Here is a 24,376-nt window from a genome sequence, read left to right as displayed (position 1 = left end):
GGTCAGTGCCGCAGGACCGTGATGTTGCACTTTCCGGCCATGAGGGCGAGTGCCGCCAAAGCCTCGTCCGTCAACTCGATGTCGAGCCGGTCACGGCAGGTGCCGATCGGCTCGTCCACATCGGCCTCCAGCGACAAACGCGTCGTGCACCGCAGTCCCTTGCCTTCAAGTACCAACTGCCTGGCGTCAGGATCGTGCGGTGGCAGCGGATTTCGCTCTGCGATGAGGTCGTCGATGGAGCGATAGGCGACGGCGCGCGTGACACTGTGCAGGTCGATCATGGTCAGGGAGAGAACGGCCCACTTCCCCGGATACTGCAGGGCCGAGGTGGTGCGCGCGCGACATCCGTTTCCCCCCACCTCCAGACGGGTCAGCAATCGCGGCGCCTCGGGATCGTCCAGAAACGAGCGATAAACATCGATGTTGCCGTCCCGTATGGCCCTGCTGCCATTCCGGTCGAGGCCGAGCAGCGTGGCAAAGGCGTCGCGCAGTTCCCATGGGGCACTTTCTGGCTCCTGGGCACGCAGCGGCAGCACACCGAGGGCAGCCACCAACCCCAACGCCAACACAACCATCGCATAGTGTTTTTTCATGCCCTGCAGTTCGCCTCCCATCGCGCGCCGGGACGTTAAGAGGAACCGCCGGGCGCGAAAAGCCCCCGGAATGCATCGATTTCAAATTCCTTTGCTTTTGCTGTGGTTGCTGCAATCCTGTTGCCGCCCGATGCTGGAGCGAGTATTCGATAACAATGACGAAGAGCAGTTTCTCCCCGACCAGTCCCTTCTCATCCACGGCCCCGATCGGCGAAGAACATGCGCGGTTGACCATCAACCTTCAGGCGCTCGCCGACAATTGGCGCCTCATGGCCCGCAAGTCAGGCAAAGCCCGCACCGCAGCCGTGCTCAAGGCCGACGCCTATGGCACCGGGCTGGAGCCGGCGGCCCGGACATTCTATGACGCCGGTGCCCGCGACTTCTTCGTGGCAAGCCCGGCAGAGGGCGTCATGTTGCGGCCGCTCGTGCCGGACGGGCGCATCTTTGTCCTCTCCGGAATGTGGCCTGGCTCGGAGCGGCTGTTCTTCGATTACGACCTGGTTCCGGTGCTGGCGTCACAAAACCAGCTGGCCGTTTTCATGGCGGCGATCTCGGAGCGCGGCGATCATCCGTGCGCGCTGCAGGTCGATACGGGCATGAACCGGCTCGGCCTGTCGGTGAACGATGCAATCGCGCTCGCCCATGACCCGGCCCGACCGGCAAGCTTTTCGCCGGTGCTGATCCTGAGCCACCTCGCCTGCGGCGATGAGCCGATGCACCCGATGAACCGCATGCAGCTCGACCGGTTTCGCGCCGCGACACGAGCGTTCGAAGGGGTCGCGGCGAGCCTCGCCAATTCCGCCGGCGTCTTCCTGGGCGAGGAATTCCACTTCGACCTGACCCGGCCGGGCATCTCGCTTTACGGCGGCGCTGCGGTGAACGACGAACCGAACCCGATGAAACCGGTCGTCACGGCCGAGGCGCGGATCCTGCAGGTGCGCGACGCAGGCATCGGTGAAAGCGTCAGCTACGGCGCTGCCGCCGTCCTGACGCGCGACAGCAGGATCGCCGTCGCCGCGATCGGCTATGCCGACGGCTATCTGCGCAGCCTGTCCGGCGCCGGCGTACCGCTGCGCCAGACCGGCATTTCCGGCGCCAGCGGATACCTGCATGGGCGCGCCGTGCCCCTGATCGGCCGCGTCACCATGGATCTGACCCATTTCGACGTGACCGATCTTCCCGAAGGTGCGGTGCGCGCGGGCGATTTTATCGAGCTGTTCGGCCGGAACATGCCGATAGAGAAAGTGGCAAAGGCGGGCGGCACGATCGACTACGTGCTGCTGACCAGTCTCGGCCCAAGGTATCGCCGAGACTATATCGACGCGAACAGGTAGGCGACGTTCCTGCTTTGTGCTAACTCGCTTTCAGCGAATCCCCACACGTAGCTGTTGAAAGCGAGACCGGATGGCCAAGGCCCGCACCCAATTCGTCTGCCAGAACTGCGGCACGGTTTTTTCACGCTGGCAAGGCAAGTGCGACGCCTGCGGCGAGTGGAACACCGTCGTCGAGGAAGACCCGATGGGCGGCATCGGCGGCGGTCCGGGCAAGACGCCGAAGAAGGGCCGCGTCGTCGCGCTGACCGCGCTGTCGGGTGAAATCGAGGAGGCGCCGCGAATCGGGACCGGGATCAGCGAACTCGACCGCGTCACCGGCGGCGGCTTCGTTCGCGGATCGGCCGTGCTCGTCGGCGGCGATCCGGGGATCGGCAAATCGACCGTGCTGATGCAGGCGGCGGCCGCCCTCTCCCGCCGCGGCCAGCGGGTGATCTACGTATCGGGCGAGGAAGCCGTCGCACAGATACGGCTGCGCGCGCAGCGGCTGGGGGCGGCCGAGACCGATGTGCTGCTCGCCGCCGAGACCAACGTCGAGGACATTCTGGCGACGCTTGCGGACGGCAAGCGGCCCGATCTCGCCATCATCGACTCGATCCAGACGCTGTGGAGCGACATCGTCGAGTCGGCGCCGGGAACCGTCACACAGGTGCGCACCGGCGCGCAGGCGATGATCCGCTTCGCCAAGCAGACCGGTGCTGCCGTGGTTCTCGTCGGCCATGTCACCAAGGAAGGCCAGATCGCCGGCCCGCGCGTTGTCGAGCACATGGTCGACGCCGTGCTCTATTTCGAGGGCGACCGCGGCCACCACTACCGCATCCTGCGCACGGTCAAGAACCGCTTCGGGCCGACCGACGAGATCGGTGTGTTCGAAATGTCCGACAAGGGCCTTCGCGAAGTCTCCAACCCGTCGGAGCTCTTTCTTGGCGAGCGCAACGAGAAGGCGCCGGGGGCGGCCGTCTTTGCCGGCATGGAGGGCACGCGGCCCGTTCTTGTCGAGGTGCAGGCGCTGGTGGCGCCGACCTCGCTCGGCACGCCGCGCCGCGCCGTTGTCGGCTGGGATTCGGCGCGGCTGTCGATGATCCTTGCCGTACTCGAGGCCCATTGCGGCGTAAGGCTCGGGCAGCATGACGTTTATCTGAACGTCGCCGGCGGCTTTCGCATATCCGAACCCGCAGCAGATCTTGCCGTTACCGCCGCCCTCGTTTCGTCGCTGGCCGGTCTTGCCCTGCCGAAGGATTGCGTCTATTTCGGCGAAGTGAGCCTTTCGGGCGCCGTCCGGCCGGTGTCGCACACCGCGCAGCGCCTGAAGGAGGCCGAGAAGCTGGGGTTCTCCCAGGCGGTCCTGCCGACAGGCTCGGCCGAACTGCCCAAGGGCAATGGCGGGCGATGGGCGGAGATCGACAGCCTGCCGGATCTGGTGGCGCGCATTGCCGGATCGAAGGGCGCGCTCATGCGCGGCGACGAAGACAACTGATGCGGCTGCCGCGAAATTGGCAAACCTTTGTGGAAACAGTTCGTTGCTGATGAACCGAATTGAGACGCGCTTGACGCAATCGGCTAATGTGCGCGAGCACATTGCACCCGGGTCGAACGACATTCCAGGTCTGGAGTAGGACAAAACATGCCCATCACCCTTCTCGACGGTATCGTCATCGGCGTCGCGCTTTTCTCGGCCGTTCTGGCGATGGTGCGTGGATTTTCGCGCGAGGTTCTGTCGGTCGCAAGCTGGGTGGGCGCCGCTGCCGCCGCCTACTTCCTCTACCCGGTGCTCCTGCCCTACGCCAAGGACTACACCGCCAGCGACACGGTCGCCATCATCGGTTCGGCCGCCGCCGTCTTCCTCGTCGCGCTGATCGTGATCTCCTTCATCACCATGCGCATCGCCGACTTCATCATCGACAGCCGCATCGGCGCGCTGGACCGCACCCTCGGCTTCCTGTTCGGCGCCGCCCGCGGTATCCTGCTGGTCGTCGTTGCCATGCTGTTCTTCAACTGGCTGGTGGCCCCGCAGCAGCAACCCTCGTGGGTCGGCAGCGCGAAATCGAAGCCGCTGCTCGACAATCTCGGCACCAAGCTGATCGCGCTTCTGCCGGAAGACGCCGACACGCAGATCCGCGACCGCCTGCTCGGCAAGCGCGCGCCGGCGGAAGGCACAGAAACGCCTGCCGAAGGCACCGACGGCGCAGCCGGGCAAGCCCCGGCCAGCGGCGAGGAGCCGGCAGAGGAGGCACCGGCAACGAACGGATGATCTCGCAAGGCTGCCCAGCACTTTTCGCCAGAGCGGCCGCGGCGAAAATCTGATAGGATCAACCAAGCTACCACTGAAGCCTGCGGACTTCGGTGGTAAAGTCGTTAAGGCGTACACATATTGGCGTCGCGGCCAAAAATTGGATATGAGCCTCATCCATGGATCCGGTGAAGCGGTATTCGCCCGGCACCGATAGCCAAAACCCGTGCAACCCCGAAATGTCCCGAGCAAAGGCTTGCAGCAAATGAGCGATTTTTCCGTTTCCGCCCACCGTTCCGACAGCGATCTGGACGGGGATACGCTTCATGAGGAATGCGGTGTTTTCGGCATCCTCGGCCATCCGGATGCGGCGACGCTGACAGCACTCGGGCTGCACGCCCTCCAGCATCGCGGCCAAGAAGCCGCCGGCATCGTCTCTGTCGACGGCAAGCAGTTCCATACCGAGAAGCATATGGGCCTGGTCGGCGACCACTACACCAACCCGGCGACGCTGGCGAAGCTGCCGGGCAACATGGCGATCGGCCACACCCGCTACTCCACCACCGGCGAGGTGGCGCTACGCAATGTACAGCCGCTGTTTGCGGAACTGGAAGTCGGCGGCATCGCGGTCGCCCACAACGGCAACTTCACCAACGGTTTGACGCTTCGTCGTCAGTTGATTGCCGGCGGCGCCATCTGTCAGTCGACCTCGGACACCGAGGTGGTGCTGCACCTGATCGCCCGCTCGCGCTACACGAATACGACCGACCGCTTCATCGACGCCATCCGCCAGATGGAAGGCGGCTACTCGATGCTCGGCATCACCCGTACCAAGCTGATCGCCGCCCGCGATCCCACCGGCATCCGTCCCCTCGTCATGGGCGAGCTCGACGGCAAGCCGATCTTCTGCTCGGAAACCTGCGCGCTCGACATCATCGGCGCGAAATACATCCGCGATGTCGAGAACGGTGAGATCATCATCTGCGAGATCGAGCCGGACGGTTCGATTTCCATCGAAGCCCGCAAATCGGGCAATCCGACGCCGGAACGCCTGTGCCTGTTCGAGTACGTCTATTTCGCACGGCCCGACTCGGTGGTCGGTGGCCGCAATGTCTACGTCGCGCGCAAGAACATGGGCATGAACCTGGCCAGGGAATACCCGGTGGAGGCAGACGTCGTCGTGCCGGTGCCGGACGGCGGCACGCCGGCGGCCCTCGGCTACGCGCAGGAGAGCGGCATTCCATTCGAGTACGGGATCATCCGCAACCACTATGTCGGCCGCACCTTCATCGAACCGACGCAGCAGATCCGCGCCTTCGGGGTGAAACTGAAACACTCGGCCAACCGCGCCATGATCGAGGGCAAGCGCGTCGTTCTCGTCGACGATTCGATCGTTCGCGGCACCACCTCGGTCAAGATCGTGCAGATGATTCGCGACGCCGGCGCCAAGGAAGTACACATCCGCGTCGCCAGTCCGATGATCTTCTACCCCGACTTCTACGGCATCGACACGCCGGACAAGGACAAGCTGCTGGCCAACCAGTATGCCGACGTCGAGGCGATGGCGAAGTATATCGGCGCCGACTCGCTGCAGTTCCTCTCGATCGACGGCCTCTACCGTGCCGTCGGCGGCGAGGACCGCAACCCCGCCCGGCCGCAGTTCACAGACCACTATTTCACCGGCGATTATCCGACACGCCTGCTGGACAAGGACGGTGAGACGATGGGTCGCAAAGTCTCGGTGCTCGCCAGCAACGGCTGAACCGAAGCAGCGGTTTTCAATTTGCAACGCTTACGCTAGAAGGCTGCGGAAACGCGGCCTTCTTCTTTTGGCCGGCCTCACACGGGAAGGGTATGATGGACATCGATCTGAAAGACCGCATCGCGCTTGTCACTGGCGCCTCGCGCGGTATCGGCTATTTCACCGCCCTCGAACTGGCCAAGCGCGGCGCGCATGTGATCGCCTGCGCCCGGACCGTCGGCGGCCTCGAAGAGCTCGATGACGCCATCAGGGCCGTCGGCGGCACCGCCACGCTCGTCCCCTTCGACCTGGCCGACATGGCGGCGATCGACAAGCTCGGCGGCTCGATCTTCGAGCGTTGGGGCAAGCTGGACATCCTCGTCGCCAATGCCGGAGTGCTCGGCACGATCTCGCCGATCGGCCATGTCGAGGCGAAGGTGTTCGAGAAGGTGATGTCGATCAACGTCAACGCCACATGGCGGCTGATCCGCTCGGTCGAGCCGCTGCTACTGAAATCGGACGCCGGGCGGGCGCTGATCCTGTCGTCGGCGGCGGCGCACAAATGCAAGCCCTTCTGGGGCCCCTACTCCGCCTCCAAGGCAGCCGTCGAGGCGCTGGCCCGCACCTGGGCCGGCGAGACGCAGCGCACCGCGCTCCGCATCCTGTCCATCGATCCCGGCCCGACCCGGACCGCCATGCGCGCCCAGGCCGTCCCTGGCGAGGATCCTGCGACCGTGCCGCATCCGTCCGAGGTCGCCGAGGCTTTGATGCCGCTGCTCGGCCCCGACATGACCGAGACCGGCAAGCTCTTCATCGTCCGCGAGAAGAAGATCGTCGACTACAACATGCCGAGCTGACAGCTGCTCGGCGCCATCATCAGGCAGACGTGAAAAGGCCCGCGCAACCGGTAAGTTGCGCGGGCCTTTTCGTGCGCCTCGCCGCATCTTCCGCGTCAGCCCTTGTGCTCGACGGCAGCCATTGCGGCTGCGGTCGTGTCCTCTTCAACCACGGTTCTGACGACCACCGACAGGCCGGGGCTCAGGTACTTCGCCTGCTCCTGACCCGGATCGATCGAGATACGGATCGGAACGCGCTGGGCAACCTTGGTGAAGTTGCCAGTGGCGTTGTCGGGCTTGATGATGCTGAACTCGGAACCCGCGGCCGGCGAGAAACGCTCGACATGACCGCTCAGTTCGCGATGGTCGAGCGCGTCGACGGAGATCGTCACCGGCTGGCCGACGTGAATCCGGCTCAGTTGCGTTTCCTTGAAATTGGCGATGATCCAGGTTCCTTCGGGCACGACCGCCATAAGTTGCGTGCCGGCGCCGACATACTGGCCGAGCTTGACGCCGACCTCGCCGACGACACCGTCGCGCGGCGCGGTGATGCGCGTGTTGGCGAGATCGATTTCGGCAAGCTCCACGGTCGCCCTGGCGCCGTCGACGGCTGCCTTCAGAGAGTCCCTGCCGACGATGATACCTTGCAGATCCTGTCGTGCGACCTCCAGCTGGGCCTTCGCCTGCTTCACCGCGGCCTCTGCCTGGTCCAGCGTTGTGCGGCCTTGCTCGCGGTCACTCTCGGCCATCACGCCCTTCTTCGCGAGCGCTTCGACCCGGTTCCAGTTCTCCGTGGCGCGGCGCAGACCGTATTGGGCGCTTTCGACACTCGCCTCGCTGGAGCCGATCTTGGCTTCTGCTGAGCGCTGCTGCTGGTTCGAGTTGACCAACGCCGCTTCCTGGGCCGCAAGCGCCGCCTTCGCCTGGTCGGCCTTCTGCCGGTAGATGCGGTCGTCAAGGCGGGCGAGCATCTGGCCGGCCTTGACGGCCTGGTAGTCCTTGACGGGGACATCGACGATGTAACCGGAAAGCTGCGGGCTGATGAGAGTTACAGAACCGCGGACATATGCATTGTCGGTCGTCTGGACGTCGCTCCTGAACGGAGGAAGGTCCCAGGCGTAAAGAACAAGCGTAATGGCGGCGACACCCGTTGCAACTGCAAGGGTCGAAGCAAGATTGGTGATCAGTTTCTTCATGACTTTTACTCAGGCGGCAAGCTCGACCGGAACAGTGTTCCGGAGGCGAGTCTTGATGGCGTTGAAAATCAGATGGAGCAGCAGGCACGCGGCGGCGCCCGCCGACAGAACGGAAACCAGCATGAACACGTCATTGTAGGCGAGCACGTTCGCTTCGCGGGTGATCTGCTGGCTGAGAAGGCTTGTGCCCTCCGCGTTGAGGAGAGCCTTATCGGTCAGCGTGTGGCCATAGACGGCCGACAACTGGTTTACGCGGCCCGCAACGATCGGATCGGTCAGCGTGATGCTCTGGGCGAGAACGTTCGAATGGAACTTTTCGCGCAGCGTGATCAGCGTACCGAGCGCGGCAGAGCCAAGCTGACCACCCAGGCTCTGTGTGGCCAGGAACAGGATGATGAAGGAGAAGATGTAGTTCGGCCCCTTCTTCAGCGCGTTCATCAGCCCGTGCGCCATTGAAGGCGGCAGGAACATGACGCTGGCGACGGCGACAAGGCCCTGACTGAAATAGACGTCCTGCGGCCGGGTCAGGTTGGTCGCGCGACTGTCCATCCAGGCACCGATCGAGATCAGTGCCAGCGACACAAGATGGATATATGGCTCCCGCCCCGGCTTAATCAGGCAGGCGCAGATGACGCCGCCGATGATCGTCGCAATTGCGATGACCGTGTAGAGCCCGGTCAGTTGGTCCGTCTGCAGCCCCATGACAAGGAAGAAGTTCGTGGCGGAGGCCGTCTGCTCGGTCAGAAGCAGGCGGAAGAGCAGCAGCACCGTCGTGAAATGGAGGATCTCCGGGCTCACCAGCCAACGGATGTCGATGAACGGCTGTTTGCGGTTCAGCTCGATCAAAGCCGCAATCGTCAGGCATACAAAGGACAGGACAAGAAGCTCGCCCACCCACTGTGCCTCCAGCCACCAGTAGAGCCGGCCCGTGGTCAGCACGATCGCGAGCGAACCGAAACCGACGGCCACAAAGAGATAGCTGACGATATCAAGTCGTTCGATTACCTTTACCCGAGGCGGCGAGTTGAGCGGCAGTAGATAGATCGCACCGAAGCTCGCCATCGCGAGCGCAAGCTCGAAAAGATACAGGCCATGCACGCCGCCGAGCTCGAACAACGTCGGAAACATGATCCGCGTCAGGGATGGTACGAGCGCAATGTTGGTTAGCGCCGCCGTCAGCCCCCAGGTCAACTTATGCTGCGGCGGAACCTTCTCGATCATATAGAGGAAGGCAAGGCTGGACATCGGGGCCGCTGCGATACCGGCGACGAAGCGGAGCGCGATCGCCGACTGCAGGTCGGTCACGAACAGATGCAGCACCGACACGAGCACGAAGAGCACGATGCTCCACTCCGCGAAAGTGCGGATGCCGTACTGCGCGCGTACCTTGATGAGCGCCACGGAGAGCGAGACGTTCGGTGCCAGATAGGCTGCGATCAGCCAGGTGGCCTCGGACTGGGTCGCACCAAAGGCACCCTGCAGCTGCTGCAGGTTGCCCGCAATCATGTTCATCCCGAAACCCTGCGTCAGGGCGAGGAGAGAGGATGCGCCGATATAGGCGACGGCCGGCAGGCTGCGTGGTGAAACAGTCTCCGCAGGCGCAGCTTGCTCGGATGGCCGCGCCGGCAGGTCAGATGCAGGCGCATCGTCATTGGCCGCCGTCAGGTGACGTTGCGGCCCGTCCTCTTCGGCGGTGCTGCTTACCGCTCCGGCAGACATGGTCACACACTCTCCCGACAGGAGGTCATCGCACCTTCGGCAATGGCACGGATAACCCGCACGGCCGTTGCCATGTCTGCCTCGCTGACCCCGCGCAGGAGATCGCGGCGCAATTCCTTTGCGAGCGAGGTGATCTCTTCGGCGACCTGTTCGCCGTAGGGCGTCATGGCGATGTGCTTGGCCCGCCGATCACCCTCGACGTTGCGCCGCTCGATGAAACCCTGCTTCTCCATGCCATCGAGCAAACGCACGAGCGTCGGCGTCTCGATATCGAGCTCGTCAGCGAGCTCGCGCTGGGTCAGGTTCGGCATCTTGCCGAGGACAAGGAGTGCTCGGCCACGCGACAGCGTCAGCCCCCTCTCCTTCACCCGGGCATCGAACAGCGCGCGCATCTTGCGACCGGCGCGGGAGAGTTCGTCGAGAATGATGTCGCGGGAACTGGTTCTGGACATTTTCCTAGCCTGAATATTATTAGCTTGCTACTAATTATCATGCTAAATAACACCATCCGGCCCGATTTTCAAGACAGGCCTGGAATCGGCAACGCAAAGCAGCGACGCGGCATTTGCATGCCGCTCTCAAGGCCAATGAAAAAACTGGTTGCTTTGGAGCGCCCCCTCCTTCCGCCACCCCGGAGGTCCGGGGTCGAGCCGCGTCTGCGGTGCGAGAGAGTCATTTGCGTTCAAGGACTTGAGCGCAATGTATGCCGGATCAAGCCCGGCATGACGGAGGAATTGGGCGATGCTAGCAAAAGAAAAATCGGAATCAGGGTTTTGACAACAAGTAAGGCGCGAAATCTGCCGCGCCTTACTTGTTCCATGTCGGAATGCACTTTGTACGAACGGCGTGTCCGTCCGTCTTCAGTGTTCGTCGCTTTCGCCGGGAAACGGGTTCTCGACCGAGGAATCGGTCGCTGGCCAGCCGCCATATTTGCGGTACCAGGCACGCGCGCCGAAGGGCAGCGACGCAAGGTAGAGGGCGACGGTCACGACCATCGTCTCCCAGGTGAAGCTCATGAGCGTCGCAACATAGATGACGATGGCGAGCATGACGGGCAGGACCAGATCCTTGCGGATGCGCCCGCCCTCGGACTTGCCGGACCAGACCGGGACACGGCTGACGAGGAGGAAGGCGATCAGCACGGTATAGGCCGAAGCGATCAGGGCGAAGGGCTGGCTCGGCGCCACGCCCAGGAAGCCGACATAGACCGGCAGAAGCACGAGCATGGCGCCCGCAGGCGCCGGAACGCCGACAAAATACTCGCTCTGCCAGCTTGCCTTGGTCTCCCGCTCTGCCATCACGTTGAAGCGGGCAAGACGCAGGCCGGCAGCGATGGCGAAAATGAGGGCTGCGATCCAGCCGATCGAGCGGGCCTGGTCCAGCACGAAAACGTAGAGCACCAACGCCGGCGCAACGCCGAAATTGACGATATCGGCCAGCGAATCCATCTGTACGCCGAATTTCGACGTCGCCTTGAGAAGACGGGCGACACGCCCGTCGATACCGTCGAGGAAGGCTGCCAGCAGCACCATGCCGACAGCGAGCTCGTAGCGATTTTCGAAGGCGAGGCGAATGCCGGTCAAGCCGGCACAGATGGCAAGGATCGTGATCAGGTTCGGGATGATCACCCGCAACGGGATCTGACGCAGACGCGGGCCGCGGGCCTCATCATTCGGCCCGTTCGGCTCATAGGGGTGGAACGGCGTTTTCATTTCGGCTCGCTTTGTTTGCAGGCCGGAACGCACTGATGTCGATCCGGCAAGACACCGAACTCCGAAATCACGCGATCCCGCGCCCCTGTCAACCCCGGCGTCCCAGTGTTGGCCCCTTCGAGGAACCGAACTCCGCAAGCACGGTCTCGCCGGCGACCGCCGTCTGGCCGAGCGCAACCCGTGCTTCGGCACCGGCCGGCAGGAAGACGTCGAGTCGCGACCCGAAACGGATCAGACCGAAGCGTTCACCGGCCTCGAGACGATCGAATGTCGAGGTCCAGCAGACGATACGGCGGGCCACGAGACCGGCGATTTGAACGACGCCGATCTCGCCGTGCGCCGTATCGATGACGAGGCTGTTGCGCTCGTTCTCCTGGCTCGCCTTGTCCAGTTCAGCATTGAGAAACCGGCCGGCGCGATAGGCGATGCGACGAACGCTGCCGCGCATCGGCGCACGGTTCACATGGCAATTGAACACGTTCATGAAGACGGTGATGCGCAGCATCGGCTCGGAGCCAAGCTCAAGCTCGAGCGGCGGTGTCACCATTGCGATCGACGAGACACGGCCGTCCGCCGGGCTGATGACGAGGTCCGGATCCTGCGGGGTGACGCGCTCGGGGTCACGGAAGAAATAGGCGCACCAGGCCGTCAGGATGAAACCGATCCACATCAACGGTTCCCACAGGAGCCCAAGCACGAGGGACACCACGAAGAAGATGGCAACGAACTTCCAGCCGTCGCGATGGACGGGAACCAGGGTGTTTCGCACCGTACCGACCAGACTCATGCATACCTCTCCGTTTCTCTTGCGCACTGCAACTAGCGCGAAACCGCGGCGGGGGCAATGCGGCGATGCAGCAAGTGGTCGGCAATCGGCACGGATTCATCGGCCATGAGCGGAGCTTCTGGTTGCCCCGGACCTTGTCCCCGAGCGATCAACAGATCGGTGCTGTCGAGGACCCTGGGAGCATGGTGACCTCCGGCCACCATGCTCGTCACGATCAGTTCACTGGAGCGCCTCGCACGACCACACCAAGCTCGTCCGCATCGCGAACCTGCTTGAGATGCTCTTCGGCTTCCGTCGCCTCGCGCTGGCGATTCCACATCGAGGCGTAGAGGCCGCCTTGACGAAGCAGTCCGGCATGGGTGCCGCGCTCGGAGATCCGGCCGTCCTTCAGCACGATGATCTCGTCGGCCGAAACCACGGTCGACAGCCGGTGGGCGATGACGAGGGTCGTGCGGTTCTTCGAGACAAGCTCGAGCGCAGCCTGGATCTCCTGCTCGGTGCGGGTATCAAGCGCCGAAGTCGCCTCGTCGAGGATCAGGATCGGCGGGCTCTTCAGGATCGTGCGAGCAATCGCCACGCGCTGCTTCTCACCACCGGACAGCTTCAGGCCACGCTCGCCGACCATCGACTTGAAACCACCCGGCAGGTGCTCGATGAAGCCGCTGATCTGGGCAACGTCAGCGGCCGCCCTTACCTCCTCGTCGGTTGCCGACGGCCGGCCGTAACGGATGTTGTAGGCGATCGTGTCGTTGAACAGCACGGTATCCTGCGGCACCATGCCGATCGCTGCGCGCAGCGACTTCTGCGTTACGTCGCGCACGTCCTGCCCATCGATCGTGATCGCCCCCTGCTGAACATCGTAGAAGCGGTAGAGCAGGCGCGACAAGGTCGACTTGCCGGCCCCGGAGGGACCGACGACTGCGACGGTCTTGCCGGCCGGGACCTCGAACGAGACGCCCTTCAGGATCGGCCGTGCGGGGTCGTAGGCGAAATGAACGTCGCGGAACGAGATTGCGCCGGCGCCGATCGCAAGCGGCCCCGCGCCCGGGCGGTCCTCGACTTCCGCATGCACTTCAAGGAGATCGAACATCTGCTCGATGTCGGTGAGGCCCTGGCGGATTTCACGGTAGACGAAACCGATAAAGTTCAGCGGGATCGCCAGCTGGATCAGCATCGCATTGACGAAGACGAAGTCGCCGATCGTCTGCTCGCCGCGTTGGACGGCCAGCGCCGACATCACCATCATGACCGCCGTGCCGACGCCGAAGATCAGTGCCTGGCCGAAGTTCAGCCAGCCGAGCGAGGTCCAGACCTGCGTCGCCGCGCGCTCGTAGCGCGCCATCGACTGATCGAAGCGTTTCGCCTCCATGTCCTCGTTGCCGAAGTACTTCACCGTTTCGAAGTTGAGCAGCGAGTCGATTGCCTTGGTGTTCGCCTCCGTATCGCTCTCGTTCATCGAGCGGCGGATGGCGATGCGCCAGTCACTGGCGCGGACGGTGAACCAGATATAGAGCGCGACCGTGACCGCGGTGACGAGGAGATAGCTGAAGCCGTAGCCGACCCAGAACACGACCGCCGTCAGAAGGAACTCGATGATGGTCGGGACGGAATTGAGGATGGTGAAGCGGACGATCGTCTCGATGCCCTTGGTGCCGCGTTCGATGACGCGCGAAAGCCCTCCCGTGCGCCGCTCGAGATGGAACCGCAGCGACAGACGATGGAGATGGACGAAGGTCTTGTAGGCGAGTTGGCGCACGGCATACTGGCCGACGCTGGCAAACAGGGCGTCGCGAAGCTGGTTCAATCCGGCCTGGAAGATGCGCGCGAAATTGTAGGCGATCACCAGCATCACCGCGCCGAGCAGGAAGGGCGGCAGCAAGCCCACCACATCCGTCTTGCCGCCCAGCGCGTCGGTCGCCCATTTGAAGAAATAGGGCACCAGCAGCAGAACGAGCTTGGAGAGGAGCAGGAAGACCGTCGCCCAGACCACCCGCATCTTCAGATCGGGCCGGTCCTCGGGCCACATGTAGGGCCAGAGATTGACGATGGTTCCGAACGGATTGCTGGTATCGGCTGAAACCGTTTTCTTCGTTGTGGCCGCCACGCACGCCTCCGAGTGCCGAATGGTTCCGGCTCAAGCTTTCATGAAAAAATGCGGCGTCCCAACAGGACGCCGCATGGACTGACATAGGGTGCACGGGCCCGCAATACAATGTTCGGACGCCAAGTCGACGAGAACGCTCAAGCGCGTCGGGGCCTTACCTGCTGCGCTTTTGTTGATTTTCTCGCATGCCTTTCCCTTTCGGGTGACACGCTAGTTCTTGAGGCGCTTGCGGTGCATTTCCTCCGCCTCCGCCTCGGGCATCGCCTCGTCAGGAACGCCGAAGATCTGCCCCGGCAGGATGCGGTCCGGATTGGTGATCTGGTCCTCGTTGGCGAGATAGATCGACGTGTAGCGCACGCCCTGACCATAGACGCGGCGGGCGATCTGCCACAACGTATCGCCGCGGCGGATGATGACGGAGGTCTTGCTCTCCTTCAGAGGCGCCTGCTCCACGGTTTTCGGCTGCTCGGCTGACGCCTGAGCCTCCGTACCAGTCACAGCCGCTTGCGTGCCCGCGTCCGCGGGCTTCGTATCGGCTACCGGCGGCACAGCACCTGCGTCCGCTGCCTGGCTGCCGGTCGCCGCGGCGGATTCTGCCGATGCGGAGAGGACGACCGGAGGGGCGGCCTTCAGCGTCGCGAGTGCCTGTGCATAGCTCTCCTTCGGCGCATCGGCCGGGAGTTTGGCCAAAGCCTCCTCCGCCGACTTTGCCCAGGCTTTCAGCTTGTCTACCAACGCCAGCCGGTCGGCATCCGTTCCGGTCGGCGCAGAATAGGCCGTAATCCTTCCGAGCGCGGTCGTAAGCGCGCTGCGGGAAGCCTGAATGGCGTCGGCCTGTGCGTTGCCCTCCGCGAACAGGTTCGAGAACTTCGCGTTCAATTCAGCCACTTCGGACTCGAGCTTGCCGATATCGACCGTCGGCGCCTGCGCGACGTCCTTGGCCGCGGCGTTGCCGTTGGTTGCCGGGGTCAGGGCATCCTTGACGGACGCTTCGATGGCCGCGATGGACTGGCCGACGGTCGCGGCATCGGCCGGAAGCGCCTTCAGCTTCGCCAGCGCATCGGCGGCCACGGCCGAGACACGCGCGGCAATCACTTCGCCGGGGCCACCGGGCGGCGCCTTGTAAGCCGCCAGCGACTGCAAGGCGATCTCGGTGGCCGAGCGCGCCGCCGCCAGTTCCTCGGCCGAAGGCAGGTTCCCGTTGGCATAGAGTCCGCTCAGAAGGGCGACCGCCTTGTTCGCCTCCGCCCGAAGCTTGTCGAAGGCGCCGTCGTCGATCAGGCCGAGCGTGGTGCCGGCCTGACCGGCCGTGCCCTGGTCCTGGGCCACGACCGCGACCTGCTCGCCTTCGGGACGATCGAAGGGGACGGAGGCGCGCAGCTCAACCTTGGCGCCGTCCTGGCTCATCACGTCAGCGCGGATGGTATGGCGGCCGACCGGAAGCGACATCTGGCCATCGACCACATAACGCCCCTGCGGATCGGACTTGATCTCGCCGAGGAGCTTGTCGTTGGCATAAATGCGGACCAGCGTGTCCGGCTTCGTCGTGCCCGCGACGAACATCTTGTCGCCCTCGAGTTCGACGGCCGAGATACGCACGTTCGGCAGATCAGCCTGATCGCCGGTTGCCGCCGGGGTTTCAGCACCTCCTGGCGCCTGCCCGGCAACGCCGGCATCCGGCGTGGGCAGCGCGGCAGTGTCGGTTGCGCTGCCCTCAGATGGCGCCACACCCGTTTTCACATTGCCCTGCGGCCCCTGAAGCACCGTGATCAGACGGCTGGCCGAACCGGGCTTCGTGACCATGGCAAGCAGTTCTCCGCTCCCGTCCTTCGGAATTGAAATGGTCGCGACCTCTTGCGAAGTCTTGGCAAGGCCGCCCTCACCCAGGATACGCAGCGCCAGCTCATGATCGCCGGCAGCGAGCGGCTTGTCGAAGACAGCGGCGAAATCGCCGGAGGGGCCGACTTCGGTCGTGGCGACAACCGTTTCACCGCTCAGGATCTGCAGCTCCTTGTTCGGCTCGGCGTGGCCGGCGATCACGGTGGACCCATCCGGCTCGACACGCAGCAGGTCGAAGGACGGTGCCTGCCAAGCGGCCGCCGAGTCGGCGCTCGCCGTTTCGGATCCGCCCTTGCCGTCCGCCTGCCCATCCGTCTGCGTGGCGGCTGCGTCCGGGGCAGTTTCCGTGCGCGCCTGCTTTGCGGCGGACGCCGGCGCTTGGACCGCCGGTGTTTCGCTCGCGGGCTGCTCGGCCTGCTGGGTTGCTTCGGGCGCCTGGTCCTCGTCGATGTTCGGAAGGACGAAAAACACCATCAGTGCCGTGGCTGCCGCCAACACGCCTACCGCAATCAGGCCGGTCTTGTACTTCATCTCTTAGAATCTCCACGCGGCACGCCGCTATTCCCCTCGGAATTGCTAGCGATTCCTAAGGGTTTCCACAAGCTTGCGGCCAGTTTGCACACGAATTCGCCGTGCCTTTTATGTCATTTTCCTTGACCTGCCCCGGTATGGGATGGCTCAATCTGACCATGAACGATGAAACCATGCCAATTCGAGCCATCTGCGTCTATTGCGGTTCCCAGCCGGGCCGTGATTCCGCCTACATCAACGCCGCCCGGACGCTCGGCCAGTCCATGGCCGCGAATCACCTCCGCCTCGTCTACGGCGGAGGCACCAAGGGCATCATGGGAGCGGTCGCCAGCGGGGTGCTTGCCGGTGGGGGGCGGGTGACAGGAATTATACCGCAATTCCTCATCGATATGGAGGCGACCCGCCATTCGCTCGGGCAACTCTCCGAACTGATCGTCACGGCCGACATGCACGAGCGCAAACACAAGATGTTCGAGCGCGCCGACGCCTTTGTCGCGCTGCCGGGCGGCATCGGCACGCTCGAGGAGATCGTCGAGATCATGACCTGGGCACAGCTCGGCCGCCACCGCAAACCGATCGTCTTCGCCAATATCGGCGGCTTCTGGGACCCGATGCTGAAGCTGATGCGACACATGGCCGATGCCGGCTTCGTGCACGCCGCCCACCTGGTCCAGCCGATTGTCATCGACGAGCCCGACCAGATCGTCCCCGCCCTGATCGATCATTGGTCCGGTACCGTCGAGCGCGGCGGCGAAGCGGGGATCATCGCAAGGCTGTAGGTCCAGCCCCTATCCGGTCAAAGCGCGGCGCGCCCTTCAGAGCGGGTGGCCGCGCGCTCTGAAGCGGGCCCCTCTTCCGAAGCGCTATTCCGCCGGCTTGAGCGCCTGGGGGCGCCGGCGACGAACATTGGTCAGCATCGACCCGGAGTAAACGATTACTGCCGCCCAGATCAGCGCAAAAGCGGCCATCTGCGAGCGACCGAACGGCTCGTGGAAGAAGAACACGGCCGTCAGGAAGATCATCGTCGGCGTGATGTATTGCATGATGCCGACGGTGGAGAGTCTGAGAAGCTTGGCACCGTTGGCAAAGACCATCAGCGGTACGGCGGTGACGACGCCGCAGGAAAGCAACAGGACAAGATCAGTCGTACCGGTATCGCCAAAATGGCCGCGACCGGTCGCCTCCAGCCAGACGATGTAGCCGAGCGCGGGGATGCTCAGAAGCATGACCTCCAGGAAAAAGCCCTGGTTCGGCCCGATCGGCAGGGTCTTGCGGAAGAAAGCATAGAATCCCCAGGATATACAAAGCGCGATCGAGACCCAGGGCAGGCCGCCCGCCTCGATGGCAAGAATCGCGACAGCCGCGGCGGCAAGCGCGATCGACACAATCTGCGCCCCCGACAGCTTTTCCTTCAGGATGACGGCGCCGAGGAAGATCGAAAACAACGGGTTCATGTAATAGCCGAGCGCGGCCTCAATCGCTTGTCCCGCCGCGATCGCCCAGACATAGATGCCCCAGTTGATGGTGATCAGCACAGCTGTGAGCATCGCCATGGAAAGCACGCGTGGCGATCGCAGCGCTCTCCAGATGTCGGCCGTGCGCCCGAGCCAGAGTAGGATGAGCCCAGCGATCGGAACGGACCAGACGATACGGTGCGCCACGACCTCGGCCGCAGGAATATGTGCCACAGCCTTCATGAAGAAGGGCAGAACTCCCCAGAGGAGGTAGGCCGTGAGCGCGAAGAGAAATCCGCGCAGGGAATCCCCGTTCGTCGCCTCCGGCGCGTTGGTCTGGTCGGCCATGGAGTTGAATCCTGCTTTCAGGTGGCGCAGCGCGAGGTTGCGTCCGCGCAACAGTTCGAGATGGTTTTATTAATGCAACCGCACTGAATACACCAATTCATTTCGGTGAAGGGTAGATGAAGCGCGCTTCATTCTAGCCGCGGCCTGCAATCCGAGCCGTCAGGGATGATTGGAGCGCGCCGCAGGCCGCCCCTGCTATCGCGCCAATGATCGCATAGGCAGGCTCCCAGCCGGGTGCGGTGAAGTAGTCGTCGAGACTGGCAAAGAGACCCAGCAAAAGGCCGCCAACGATGCCGTTGCAGGCGATGATCAGCAGCGCCCTCGTGCTTGCCTTCAGCCGCCCGCCGGCAAGCGTTTCAGCAAGCCAGGCGGTCAGCGCTCCGGGTGTCAGGATGATGGCGATGACGAGAATCGCCAACCCGTCGTCGGGGTCGAGCCGCAGCGGCTTGCCGTAGAGCACGTCACCAGCCGACGTCGAGACCTGCGCCAGCGTCACGAGGAGGAAAGCCGCAAGACCTACCGCAAGAACCATCAGGGCGAGTTTTGCCATCATGCGCATGGTCGCCTACTCCGCCGCCACCCTGCCCGCTTCACCGCGGTTCTTCAGGAGCTTGTAGATGATGCTGTCCATCAGCGCCTGGAACGAAGCGTCGATGATGTTGTCGGAGACGCCAACCGTCCACCAGCGCGCACCGGTAGCGTCCGTCGATTCGATCAGGACGCGGGTGACGGCTCCCGTGCCACCATTGAGGATGCGGACCTTGTAATCCGCCAGTTCGAGATCCTCGATCTCACTCTGGAACTTTCCGAGATCCTTTCGCAGCGCCAGATCCAGCGCATTGACCGGGCCGTGCCCCTCCGCCACCGACATCATCGTCTCGCCGTCGACGACGACCTTCACCACCGCCTCCGAGACCGTCTTCAGGTTGCCGTTGGCGTCATAGCGGCGCTCGACCATGACGCGGAAGCTCTCGACATGGAAGAACTGCGGGATGGTGCCGAGCGTACGGGAGGCAAGCAGCGCGAAGCTGGCATCCGCGCCCTCATAGGCATAACCCGTCGCCTCGCGCTCCTTGACGACCTCGATCAGCCGGTCGAGCTTCGGGTCGTCCTTGGAGACGACGATCCCGCGCAGTTTCAGCGCGTTGATGAAGTTGGCCTTGCCGCCCTGATCGGAAACCATCACCTTGCGCAGATTGCCGACGCTTTCCGGCGGCACGTGCTCGTAGGTCCGCGGATCCTTCAAAAGCGCCGAGGCATGGATGCCGGCCTTCGTGGCGAAAGCGGAGGCGCCGACATAGGGCATCTGGTGATCGGGCGAACGGTTCAGCAACTCGTCGAACTGGTGCGATAGCCGGGTCAGCCCCTGCAGGCGCTCCCGGTCGATCGAGATCTCGAAGCGCTCCGCGTAGCTCTCCTTCAGCACCAGCGTCGGAATGATCGTCACGAGATTGGCGTTGCCGCAGCGTTCGCCGATGCCGTTCAGCGTACCCTGGATCTGGCGCACGCCCGCTTCCACGGCCGCCAGCGAATTGGCAACCGCCTGCCCGGTATCGTTGTGGGCATGAATGCCGAGATTGGCGCCCGGCACCCCGGCGGCGATCACGGCGGCGACGATGTCACGGATTTCCGGCGGCTGCGTGCCGCCATTGGTATCGCACAGAACGACCCAGCGGGCGCCGGCGTCATAAGCCGCCTTGGCGCAGGCGAGCGCGTAGGCGGGATTTTCCTTGTAGCCGTCGAAGAAGTGCTCGCAGTCGACCATGGCCTCTTTGCCAGCCGCAACAACAGCTGCGACCGAGGCGCTGATGGATTCCAGGTTCTCTTCATTGCTGCAGCCGAGCGCCACGCGCACGTGATAGTCCCAGCTTTTGGCGACGAGACAGACGGCATCGCTTGCCGCCTCCAGAAGGGCCGCAAGACCCGGATCGTTGGAGGCTGAGACGCCGGCGCGCTTGGTCATGCCGAAGGCGACGAAGCGTGCACTGCGCGTGCGCCTCTTTCCGAAGAAGGCGGTATCGGTCGGGTTGGCACCGGGATAGCCGCCCTCCACATAGTCGAGACCGAATTCATCGAGCATTGCGGCAATCGCAATCTTGTCCTCGACCGAAAAATCCACGCCCGGCGTCTGCTGGCCGTCACGAAGCGTCGTGTCGAAGAGGTAGATGCGTTCTCTGGTCATGCTCATGTCCCTTGCCGGTGGTATCCCACGCGGCTTTTCTGCGTCAGTTCTTGTCGAGATCCCGGCGGTGACCCCCCTAGATCTTCAACCCTTGCGATGGCCACTGGTCGGTTTCGTGGTCGGGGTGCTGGAAGGAGATGATCGCCTCCTGCCGCGAATAGTAGTCGGGGTCGTCGTGGACCGGCTGGTCGAAGATCGTCTCCACCCACGGCAGCCGCGCGGCATGGTTGACCTGGACCTGCGGGGCGAGATCGGAACGGTCGTCGAAGGTGCCGACGGCGATCTCGAGTCCGCCCGGATGGCGATAGGTCATCGGGGTGCCGCAGTTCTTACAGAAACCGCGATCGATGTTGACGGATGACTGGAAGTAGCTGGGCTGCGCGCGCGTCCATTCCACGCCGCCCTTCGGCGCCGTGACGAGCGCGGAGAAGAAACCGCCGAACTGCTTCTGGCACATGCGGCAGTGGCAGATCGACGGGCGCCCGAGCTGGCCGTGGATGCGGAAACGGACGGCGCCGCATTGGCAGCCCCCGGTGCGATAGGTTTCGGTCATATCAGTCCTCCGGTGGCCAGTGGTCCGTGTCGTAGTCCGGGTGCTGGCGGTTTGTCTCCAGAACTTTGATGTGATGCTCGCGCCCGGCCGGCCCGTCCGGATCCGTTTCCCGCTCGGGCAGGCGCGAAAGCTGCGAAAACCACGGCACGCGCGCCTCGACGCCGGACTGCGAATGCGGGCGCACGTCCTCGGGATCGTCGAGCGAACCGAGCACGATGTTGACGAAACCTTCCACCGGCACATCGTAGAAGAGCGGCGTACCGCAATCCCGGCAAAAGCCGCGGCGCACGTGCTGCGACGACTGGAACCAGCCCGGCTCGCCGCGGGTCAGCCGGAAGGTATCGCGAGCGGCGTTCGCAAGCGGCAGGAAATAGTTTCCCGCCGCCTTCTGGCACATGCGGCAGTGGCACAGGTGCGGATCGTCGAGCGTGCCCTCGGCGCGATAGCGTACCGCCCCGCACTGGCATCCGCCCGTATAGATCCGCGCAATGCTCATGGCCGTCCCTCCGGAGGCCAGGCCACGGTATCGTGGTCGGGGTGCTGGTTGGAGACGATATCGAGGACGAAGGGAGCTTCCTCCACATCCTCCTCCGTCGTGCGTCCAGGCAAGGTGTGGAGGCGATCCACGAAAGCGACCTTGCCTTCCGTGCCGAACTGTATGGTCGGCGGTAGTTGAGAAGGGTCGTCAAAAGCACCGGCGGCGATTGCGACCCCGTCCGGCGCCTCATAGGTCAGCGGCGTGCCACACTCGGCGCAGAAGCCACGTGACGCGAAGTTGGAGGACCGGAAGCGCTTCGGCTCGCCGCGCGTCCAGACGAGTTCGGCGCCGCGCGTCGAGACGAGCGGCGCATAATAGGCGCCAAAGGCCTTCTGGCACATGCGGCAATGGCAGATGGAGGCATCCTTCAGTTGGCCCCGAACGCGGAAACGAACGGCACCACACTGGCAACCACCGGTGTAGACGGTATCGGTCATGGGGTGGCCTCCTGCCAGTTCTCCACATTCAGGCCCCTGACGCGAACGAACTCGCGCGCATTGTCGGTCACGAGCGTCAAGCCGAGCGCAAGTGCATGTGCAGCGATGAACAGATCGGTGTAGCCGATCGGTTGGCCGATTTTCTCAAGCTCGAATCTCGCCTCGGCATACTTCCAAGAAACGTCTTCGTCGTATGGCACGATGGCGATGCGCTCCAGTGCGTTCTCGACGAGGCTGGAGAGCCGGTTCGATCCCTTTTTCCTAAGCCCATACCGCAACTCCGACGCCACGATCGCGCTGGTGCACAGGCTGTCGATTCCGACCTCGGCAACGCGCATCGTGACCGCGCCGGCGGGGCTGCGCACCATCTGCGAAATGACGTTGGTGTCGAGCATGTAGCGGAAGCCTGTCATAGATCGACATCCTCCGGAGGTGGCTGTCTCTCGTCCAGATCCGGAAATTCCTCATCCCAAGGCTCCAGCGTCGCCAGCCACTCCAGGAGATCGCTCTTTCGCTCCTTTGGTTCGATGATCAGCCGGTCGCCCTCCTTGCGCATGATCGCCTCGTCGCCCGGCAGTTCGAACTCCACCGGGATCCGCACAGCCTGATTGCGGCCGTTGCGAAACAGCTTGACAACCCTTTCGCCGGCTTCCGTCTCGCCGGTCTTTTCGACGCGGACTACATTCATGGCAGCCTCCACTGGAGTGGCATATGCCTGAGCATATGCCTTTCATACCTTGTGCGCAAACCTCACCGTTTCACCTCCCAGGTCGTCACTCGCTCGCCCGTCTGCGGGTCCTTGCCGTCCTTGAGCTGGATTCCCTTGGCCAGCAGGTCGTCGCGGATCTTGTCGGCCTCGGCGAAGTTTTTGGCCTTAAGCATTTCCAGGCGGAGTTGAATGATCGATTCAACACTGGCCTCCAATGCCGCTGAAATCTCGACCTTTTTTGGCTTGACGCCGAGAAGCGCGGCACTCGCCTGGAAGCTTGCCGCCGCAGTGGGATCATTGGCTGCCTTCTGCGCCAGCGCGTGCAACGCCTGGACGGCGGCGACCGTATTGAGGTCGTCGGCAAGGGCCGCAAGCACCGCCGGATCGACAGGCCCCTCGCCCGCCTCCTCTGCCGGCCAGCGGGCGAGCAGCCGCTCGGCCTCTTCCAGCCGCTTCACCGAGAAATCGATCGGCTCGCGGTAATGCGTCATCAGCATCGCCAGCCGCAGCACCTCGCCCGGCCATTTGCGGCCACCGAAGGTTTCCGTGTGCAGCAGGTCGTGGATCGTGACGAAGTTGCCTTCCGACTTCGACATCTTGCGGCCTTCGACCTGGACGAAGCCGTTGTGCATCCAGACGTTCGCCATCACCTTCGTGCCGTGGGCGCAGCGCGACTGGGCGATTTCGTTCTCGTGGTGCGGGAAGATCAGGTCGAGCCCGCCGCCGTGGATGTCGAAGGTCTCGCCGAGATAGGCGGCCGCCATGGCCGAGCACTCGATGTGCCAGCCCGGACGTCCCCGGCCCCACGGGCTGTCCCAGCCCGGCTCTTCCGGCGAGGACAGCTTCCACAGCACGAAATCGCCTGGGCTCTTCTTGTGTCCCTCGACGGCAATGCGGGCGCCGGCCTGCTGCTCGTCGAGATTGCGCTTCGAAAGGTCGCCGTACTCGGACCAGGACGTGTCGAACAGCACCTCGCCGCCGGCCTGATAGGCATGGCCGCGCTCGATCAGCCGCTCGATCAGCGTGATCATGTCGGCGCGGCCGTCCGCCCGCTTCTCCACGAAATCGGTGGCGCGTGGCTCCTGCGTCGGCGGCAGGGTGCCAAGCATTGCAACGTCGCTGTGGAACTGGTTGGCGGTCTTCTCCGTCACCCGGCGGATCGCCTCGTTCAGCGTGATCGTTCCGGCCTTGATGTCGGCGCCGAAATCGCGCAACGCGCGGGCGTTGATCTTGTCGTCCAGGTCGGTGATGTTGCGCACATAGGTCACGTGCTGTTCGCCATAGACGTGGCACAGCAAGCGGAACAGCACATCGAAGACGATGACCGGGCGTGCGTTACCGATATGGGCGAAATCGTAGACGGTCGGACCGCAGACATACATGCGGACATTGGTCGGATCGATGGGCTCGAAAGGCGCCTTCGACCGCGTGAGCGTGTTGTACAAGGTCAGGACCGGTTTGTCGGCCATCAAAAATCTCCCATGGGCAAGCGTCCGGTTGGCCCGGCCCGTTTGTCATCTGGGGATTTCAGGAGAC

23 protein-coding genes are annotated in these 24,376 nt (G+C 63.7%); 6 read left to right on the top strand and 17 right to left on the bottom strand.

All coding sequences use genetic code 11. The features are described from left to right. Positions 1–2: 2 nt before the first annotated feature. Complete coding sequence (locus tag J2Y48_RS13075; RefSeq protein ID WP_310418350.1) at positions 3–593, bottom strand: hypothetical protein; 591 nt, start codon at positions 591–593, stop codon at positions 3–5. A gap of 155 nt (positions 594–748) precedes the next feature. On the opposite strand from J2Y48_RS13075, the gene alr reads away from it, so the two are divergent. The 5 genes from alr to J2Y48_RS13050 all read left to right on the top strand — a co-directional run bounded on the left by alr (position 749) and on the right by J2Y48_RS13050 (position 6,752). After that, complete coding sequence (gene alr / locus J2Y48_RS13070; RefSeq protein ID WP_310418347.1) at positions 749–1,927, top strand: alanine racemase; 1,179 nt, start codon at positions 749–751, stop codon at positions 1,925–1,927. Between the two features lie 70 nt (positions 1,928–1,997). Beyond that, positions 1,998–3,401: a DNA repair protein RadA gene (gene radA / locus J2Y48_RS13065; protein ID WP_310418344.1), complete on the top strand. Its 1,404-nt coding sequence runs from the start codon at positions 1,998–2,000 to the stop codon at positions 3,399–3,401. A 147-nt stretch (positions 3,402–3,548) separates the two neighbouring features. After that, entirely contained in the window at positions 3,549–4,175 is a 627-nt protein-coding gene (locus J2Y48_RS13060) for a CvpA family protein (protein WP_310418341.1), read from the top strand. Between the two features lie 244 nt (positions 4,176–4,419). Continuing rightward, the gene (purF, locus tag J2Y48_RS13055; RefSeq protein ID WP_310418338.1) at positions 4,420–5,916 is read left to right on the top strand and encodes an amidophosphoribosyltransferase; all 1,497 of its coding nucleotides are present in this window, start codon (positions 4,420–4,422) and stop codon (positions 5,914–5,916) included. A 95-nt stretch (positions 5,917–6,011) separates the two neighbouring features. Continuing rightward, positions 6,012–6,752, top strand: coding sequence for an SDR family NAD(P)-dependent oxidoreductase (locus J2Y48_RS13050; protein ID WP_310418336.1), 741 nt, complete (start codon positions 6,012–6,014; stop codon positions 6,750–6,752). A gap of 95 nt (positions 6,753–6,847) precedes the next feature. Here J2Y48_RS13050 and J2Y48_RS13045 read toward each other — a convergent pair whose 3' ends face one another. The 7 genes from J2Y48_RS13045 to J2Y48_RS13015 all read right to left on the bottom strand — a co-directional run bounded on the left by J2Y48_RS13045 (position 6,848) and on the right by J2Y48_RS13015 (position 16,619). Beyond that, positions 6,848–7,927 carry an HlyD family secretion protein gene (locus J2Y48_RS13045; protein ID WP_310418333.1) on the bottom strand — a complete coding sequence of 360 codons (1,080 nt, stop codon included), beginning with the start codon at positions 7,925–7,927 and terminating at the stop codon, positions 6,848–6,850. 9 nt (positions 7,928–7,936) lie between these two features. Further along, complete coding sequence (locus J2Y48_RS13040) at positions 7,937–9,646, bottom strand: MFS transporter (protein ID WP_310418863.1); 1,710 nt, start codon at positions 9,644–9,646, stop codon at positions 7,937–7,939. A 2-nt stretch (positions 9,647–9,648) separates the two neighbouring features. Next, positions 9,649–10,098, bottom strand: a complete 450-nt coding sequence (locus J2Y48_RS13035; RefSeq protein WP_310418331.1) for a MarR family transcriptional regulator — start codon at positions 10,096–10,098, stop codon at positions 9,649–9,651. A 408-nt stretch (positions 10,099–10,506) separates the two neighbouring features. Continuing rightward, complete coding sequence (gene pssA, locus J2Y48_RS13030) at positions 10,507–11,358, bottom strand: CDP-diacylglycerol--serine O-phosphatidyltransferase (protein WP_310418328.1); 852 nt, start codon at positions 11,356–11,358, stop codon at positions 10,507–10,509. 88 nt (positions 11,359–11,446) lie between these two features. Next, positions 11,447–12,145 carry a phosphatidylserine decarboxylase gene (locus tag J2Y48_RS13025; protein ID WP_310418325.1) on the bottom strand — a complete coding sequence of 233 codons (699 nt, stop codon included), beginning with the start codon at positions 12,143–12,145 and terminating at the stop codon, positions 11,447–11,449. A 214-nt stretch (positions 12,146–12,359) separates the two neighbouring features. Beyond that, on the bottom strand, positions 12,360–14,249 hold the full coding sequence (locus J2Y48_RS13020) for an ABC transporter ATP-binding protein/permease (RefSeq protein ID WP_310418322.1): 1,890 nt from the start codon (positions 14,247–14,249) through the stop codon (positions 12,360–12,362). Positions 14,250–14,459: 210 nt separating this feature from the next. Beyond that, entirely contained in the window at positions 14,460–16,619 is a 2,160-nt protein-coding gene (locus J2Y48_RS13015) for a LysM peptidoglycan-binding domain-containing protein (protein WP_310418319.1), read from the bottom strand. 158 nt (positions 16,620–16,777) lie between these two features. Between J2Y48_RS13015 and J2Y48_RS13010 the strand changes: the two genes are divergently transcribed. Further along, positions 16,778–17,398 (top strand): TIGR00730 family Rossman fold protein, encoded by a 621-nt coding sequence (locus tag J2Y48_RS13010; RefSeq protein ID WP_310418316.1) that lies wholly within the window; start codon positions 16,778–16,780, stop codon positions 17,396–17,398. 84 nt (positions 17,399–17,482) lie between these two features. Here J2Y48_RS13010 and rarD read toward each other — a convergent pair whose 3' ends face one another. From rarD to cysS, 9 genes are all read right to left on the bottom strand, one after another. After that, positions 17,483–18,421 carry an EamA family transporter RarD gene (gene rarD / locus J2Y48_RS13005; protein ID WP_310418313.1) on the bottom strand — a complete coding sequence of 313 codons (939 nt, stop codon included), beginning with the start codon at positions 18,419–18,421 and terminating at the stop codon, positions 17,483–17,485. Positions 18,422–18,554: 133 nt separating this feature from the next. Beyond that, entirely contained in the window at positions 18,555–18,980 is a 426-nt protein-coding gene (locus tag J2Y48_RS13000) for a hypothetical protein (RefSeq protein ID WP_310418310.1), read from the bottom strand. A gap of 6 nt (positions 18,981–18,986) precedes the next feature. After that, positions 18,987–20,603 (bottom strand): citramalate synthase, encoded by a 1,617-nt coding sequence (gene cimA, locus J2Y48_RS12995; RefSeq protein WP_310418307.1) that lies wholly within the window; start codon positions 20,601–20,603, stop codon positions 18,987–18,989. Between the two features lie 76 nt (positions 20,604–20,679). Continuing rightward, a complete protein-coding gene (locus J2Y48_RS12990; protein ID WP_310418303.1) occupies positions 20,680–21,156 on the bottom strand; it encodes a GFA family protein in 477 nt (158 codons plus the stop codon). A gap of 1 nt (position 21,157) precedes the next feature. Beyond that, a complete protein-coding gene (locus J2Y48_RS12985; protein WP_310418301.1) occupies positions 21,158–21,652 on the bottom strand; it encodes a GFA family protein in 495 nt (164 codons plus the stop codon). After that, complete coding sequence (locus J2Y48_RS12980; RefSeq protein ID WP_310418299.1) at positions 21,649–22,131, bottom strand: GFA family protein; 483 nt, start codon at positions 22,129–22,131, stop codon at positions 21,649–21,651. Before J2Y48_RS12980 ends, J2Y48_RS12985 begins: the two co-directional genes overlap by 4 nt. Then, positions 22,128–22,544 carry a type II toxin-antitoxin system VapC family toxin gene (locus tag J2Y48_RS12975; protein WP_310418297.1) on the bottom strand — a complete coding sequence of 139 codons (417 nt, stop codon included), beginning with the start codon at positions 22,542–22,544 and terminating at the stop codon, positions 22,128–22,130. Before J2Y48_RS12975 ends, J2Y48_RS12980 begins: the two co-directional genes overlap by 4 nt. Next, positions 22,541–22,819: an AbrB/MazE/SpoVT family DNA-binding domain-containing protein gene (locus J2Y48_RS12970; protein WP_310418295.1), complete on the bottom strand. Its 279-nt coding sequence runs from the start codon at positions 22,817–22,819 to the stop codon at positions 22,541–22,543. The genes J2Y48_RS12975 and J2Y48_RS12970 overlap by 4 nt, the downstream gene beginning before the upstream one ends. 62 nt (positions 22,820–22,881) lie before the next feature. Continuing rightward, a complete protein-coding gene (cysS, locus tag J2Y48_RS12965; RefSeq protein ID WP_310418292.1) occupies positions 22,882–24,309 on the bottom strand; it encodes a cysteine--tRNA ligase in 1,428 nt (475 codons plus the stop codon). Positions 24,310–24,376: the final 67 nt, after the last annotated feature.

It is taken from the genome of Mycoplana sp. BE70 (assembly GCF_031455855.1).
Lineage (GTDB): Bacteria > Pseudomonadota > Alphaproteobacteria > Rhizobiales > Rhizobiaceae > Mycoplana.
Note: the sequence above shows the minus strand (reverse complement) of the source record. Positions and strands in the feature narration are given on the sequence as shown.

Bases quoted from the DNA above. Each gene is read 5' to 3' on its own strand.
- purF (WP_310418338.1), top strand. From the start codon at position 4,420: ATGAGCGATTTTTCCGTTTCCGCCCACCGTTCCGACAGCGATCTGGAC.
- J2Y48_RS13060 (WP_310418341.1), top strand. From the start codon at position 3,549: ATGCCCATCACCCTTCTCGACGGTATCGTCATCGGCGTCGCGCTTTTC.
- J2Y48_RS13075 (WP_310418350.1), bottom strand. From the start codon at position 593: ATGAAAAAACACTATGCGATGGTTGTGTTGGCGTTGGGGTTGGTGGCT.
- J2Y48_RS13050 (WP_310418336.1), top strand. From the start codon at position 6,012: ATGGACATCGATCTGAAAGACCGCATCGCGCTTGTCACTGGCGCCTCG.
- J2Y48_RS13040 (WP_310418863.1), bottom strand. From the start codon at position 9,646: ATGTCTGCCGGAGCGGTAAGCAGCACCGCCGAAGAGGACGGGCCGCAA.
- cimA (WP_310418307.1), bottom strand. From the start codon at position 20,603: ATGACCAGAGAACGCATCTACCTCTTCGACACGACGCTTCGTGACGGC.
- J2Y48_RS12970 (WP_310418295.1), bottom strand. From the start codon at position 22,819: ATGAATGTAGTCCGCGTCGAAAAGACCGGCGAGACGGAAGCCGGCGAA.
- J2Y48_RS13000 (WP_310418310.1), bottom strand. From the start codon at position 18,980: ATGCGCATGATGGCAAAACTCGCCCTGATGGTTCTTGCGGTAGGTCTT.
- J2Y48_RS12980 (WP_310418299.1), bottom strand. From the start codon at position 22,131: ATGACCGATACCGTCTACACCGGTGGTTGCCAGTGTGGTGCCGTTCGT.
- radA (WP_310418344.1), top strand. From the start codon at position 1,998: ATGGCCAAGGCCCGCACCCAATTCGTCTGCCAGAACTGCGGCACGGTT.
- J2Y48_RS12985 (WP_310418301.1), bottom strand. From the start codon at position 21,652: ATGAGCATTGCGCGGATCTATACGGGCGGATGCCAGTGCGGGGCGGTA.
- rarD (WP_310418313.1), bottom strand. From the start codon at position 18,421: ATGGCCGACCAGACCAACGCGCCGGAGGCGACGAACGGGGATTCCCTG.
- cysS (WP_310418292.1), bottom strand. From the start codon at position 24,309: ATGGCCGACAAACCGGTCCTGACCTTGTACAACACGCTCACGCGGTCG.
- pssA (WP_310418328.1), bottom strand. From the start codon at position 11,358: ATGAAAACGCCGTTCCACCCCTATGAGCCGAACGGGCCGAATGATGAG.
- J2Y48_RS12990 (WP_310418303.1), bottom strand. From the start codon at position 21,156: ATGACCGAAACCTATCGCACCGGGGGCTGCCAATGCGGCGCCGTCCGT.
- J2Y48_RS12975 (WP_310418297.1), bottom strand. From the start codon at position 22,544: ATGACAGGCTTCCGCTACATGCTCGACACCAACGTCATTTCGCAGATG.
- J2Y48_RS13035 (WP_310418331.1), bottom strand. From the start codon at position 10,098: ATGTCCAGAACCAGTTCCCGCGACATCATTCTCGACGAACTCTCCCGC.
- J2Y48_RS13045 (WP_310418333.1), bottom strand. From the start codon at position 7,927: ATGAAGAAACTGATCACCAATCTTGCTTCGACCCTTGCAGTTGCAACG.
- alr (WP_310418347.1), top strand. From the start codon at position 749: ATGACGAAGAGCAGTTTCTCCCCGACCAGTCCCTTCTCATCCACGGCC.
- J2Y48_RS13015 (WP_310418319.1), bottom strand. From the start codon at position 16,619: ATGAAGTACAAGACCGGCCTGATTGCGGTAGGCGTGTTGGCGGCAGCC.
- J2Y48_RS13010 (WP_310418316.1), top strand. From the start codon at position 16,778: ATGAACGATGAAACCATGCCAATTCGAGCCATCTGCGTCTATTGCGGT.
- J2Y48_RS13025 (WP_310418325.1), bottom strand. From the start codon at position 12,145: ATGAGTCTGGTCGGTACGGTGCGAAACACCCTGGTTCCCGTCCATCGC.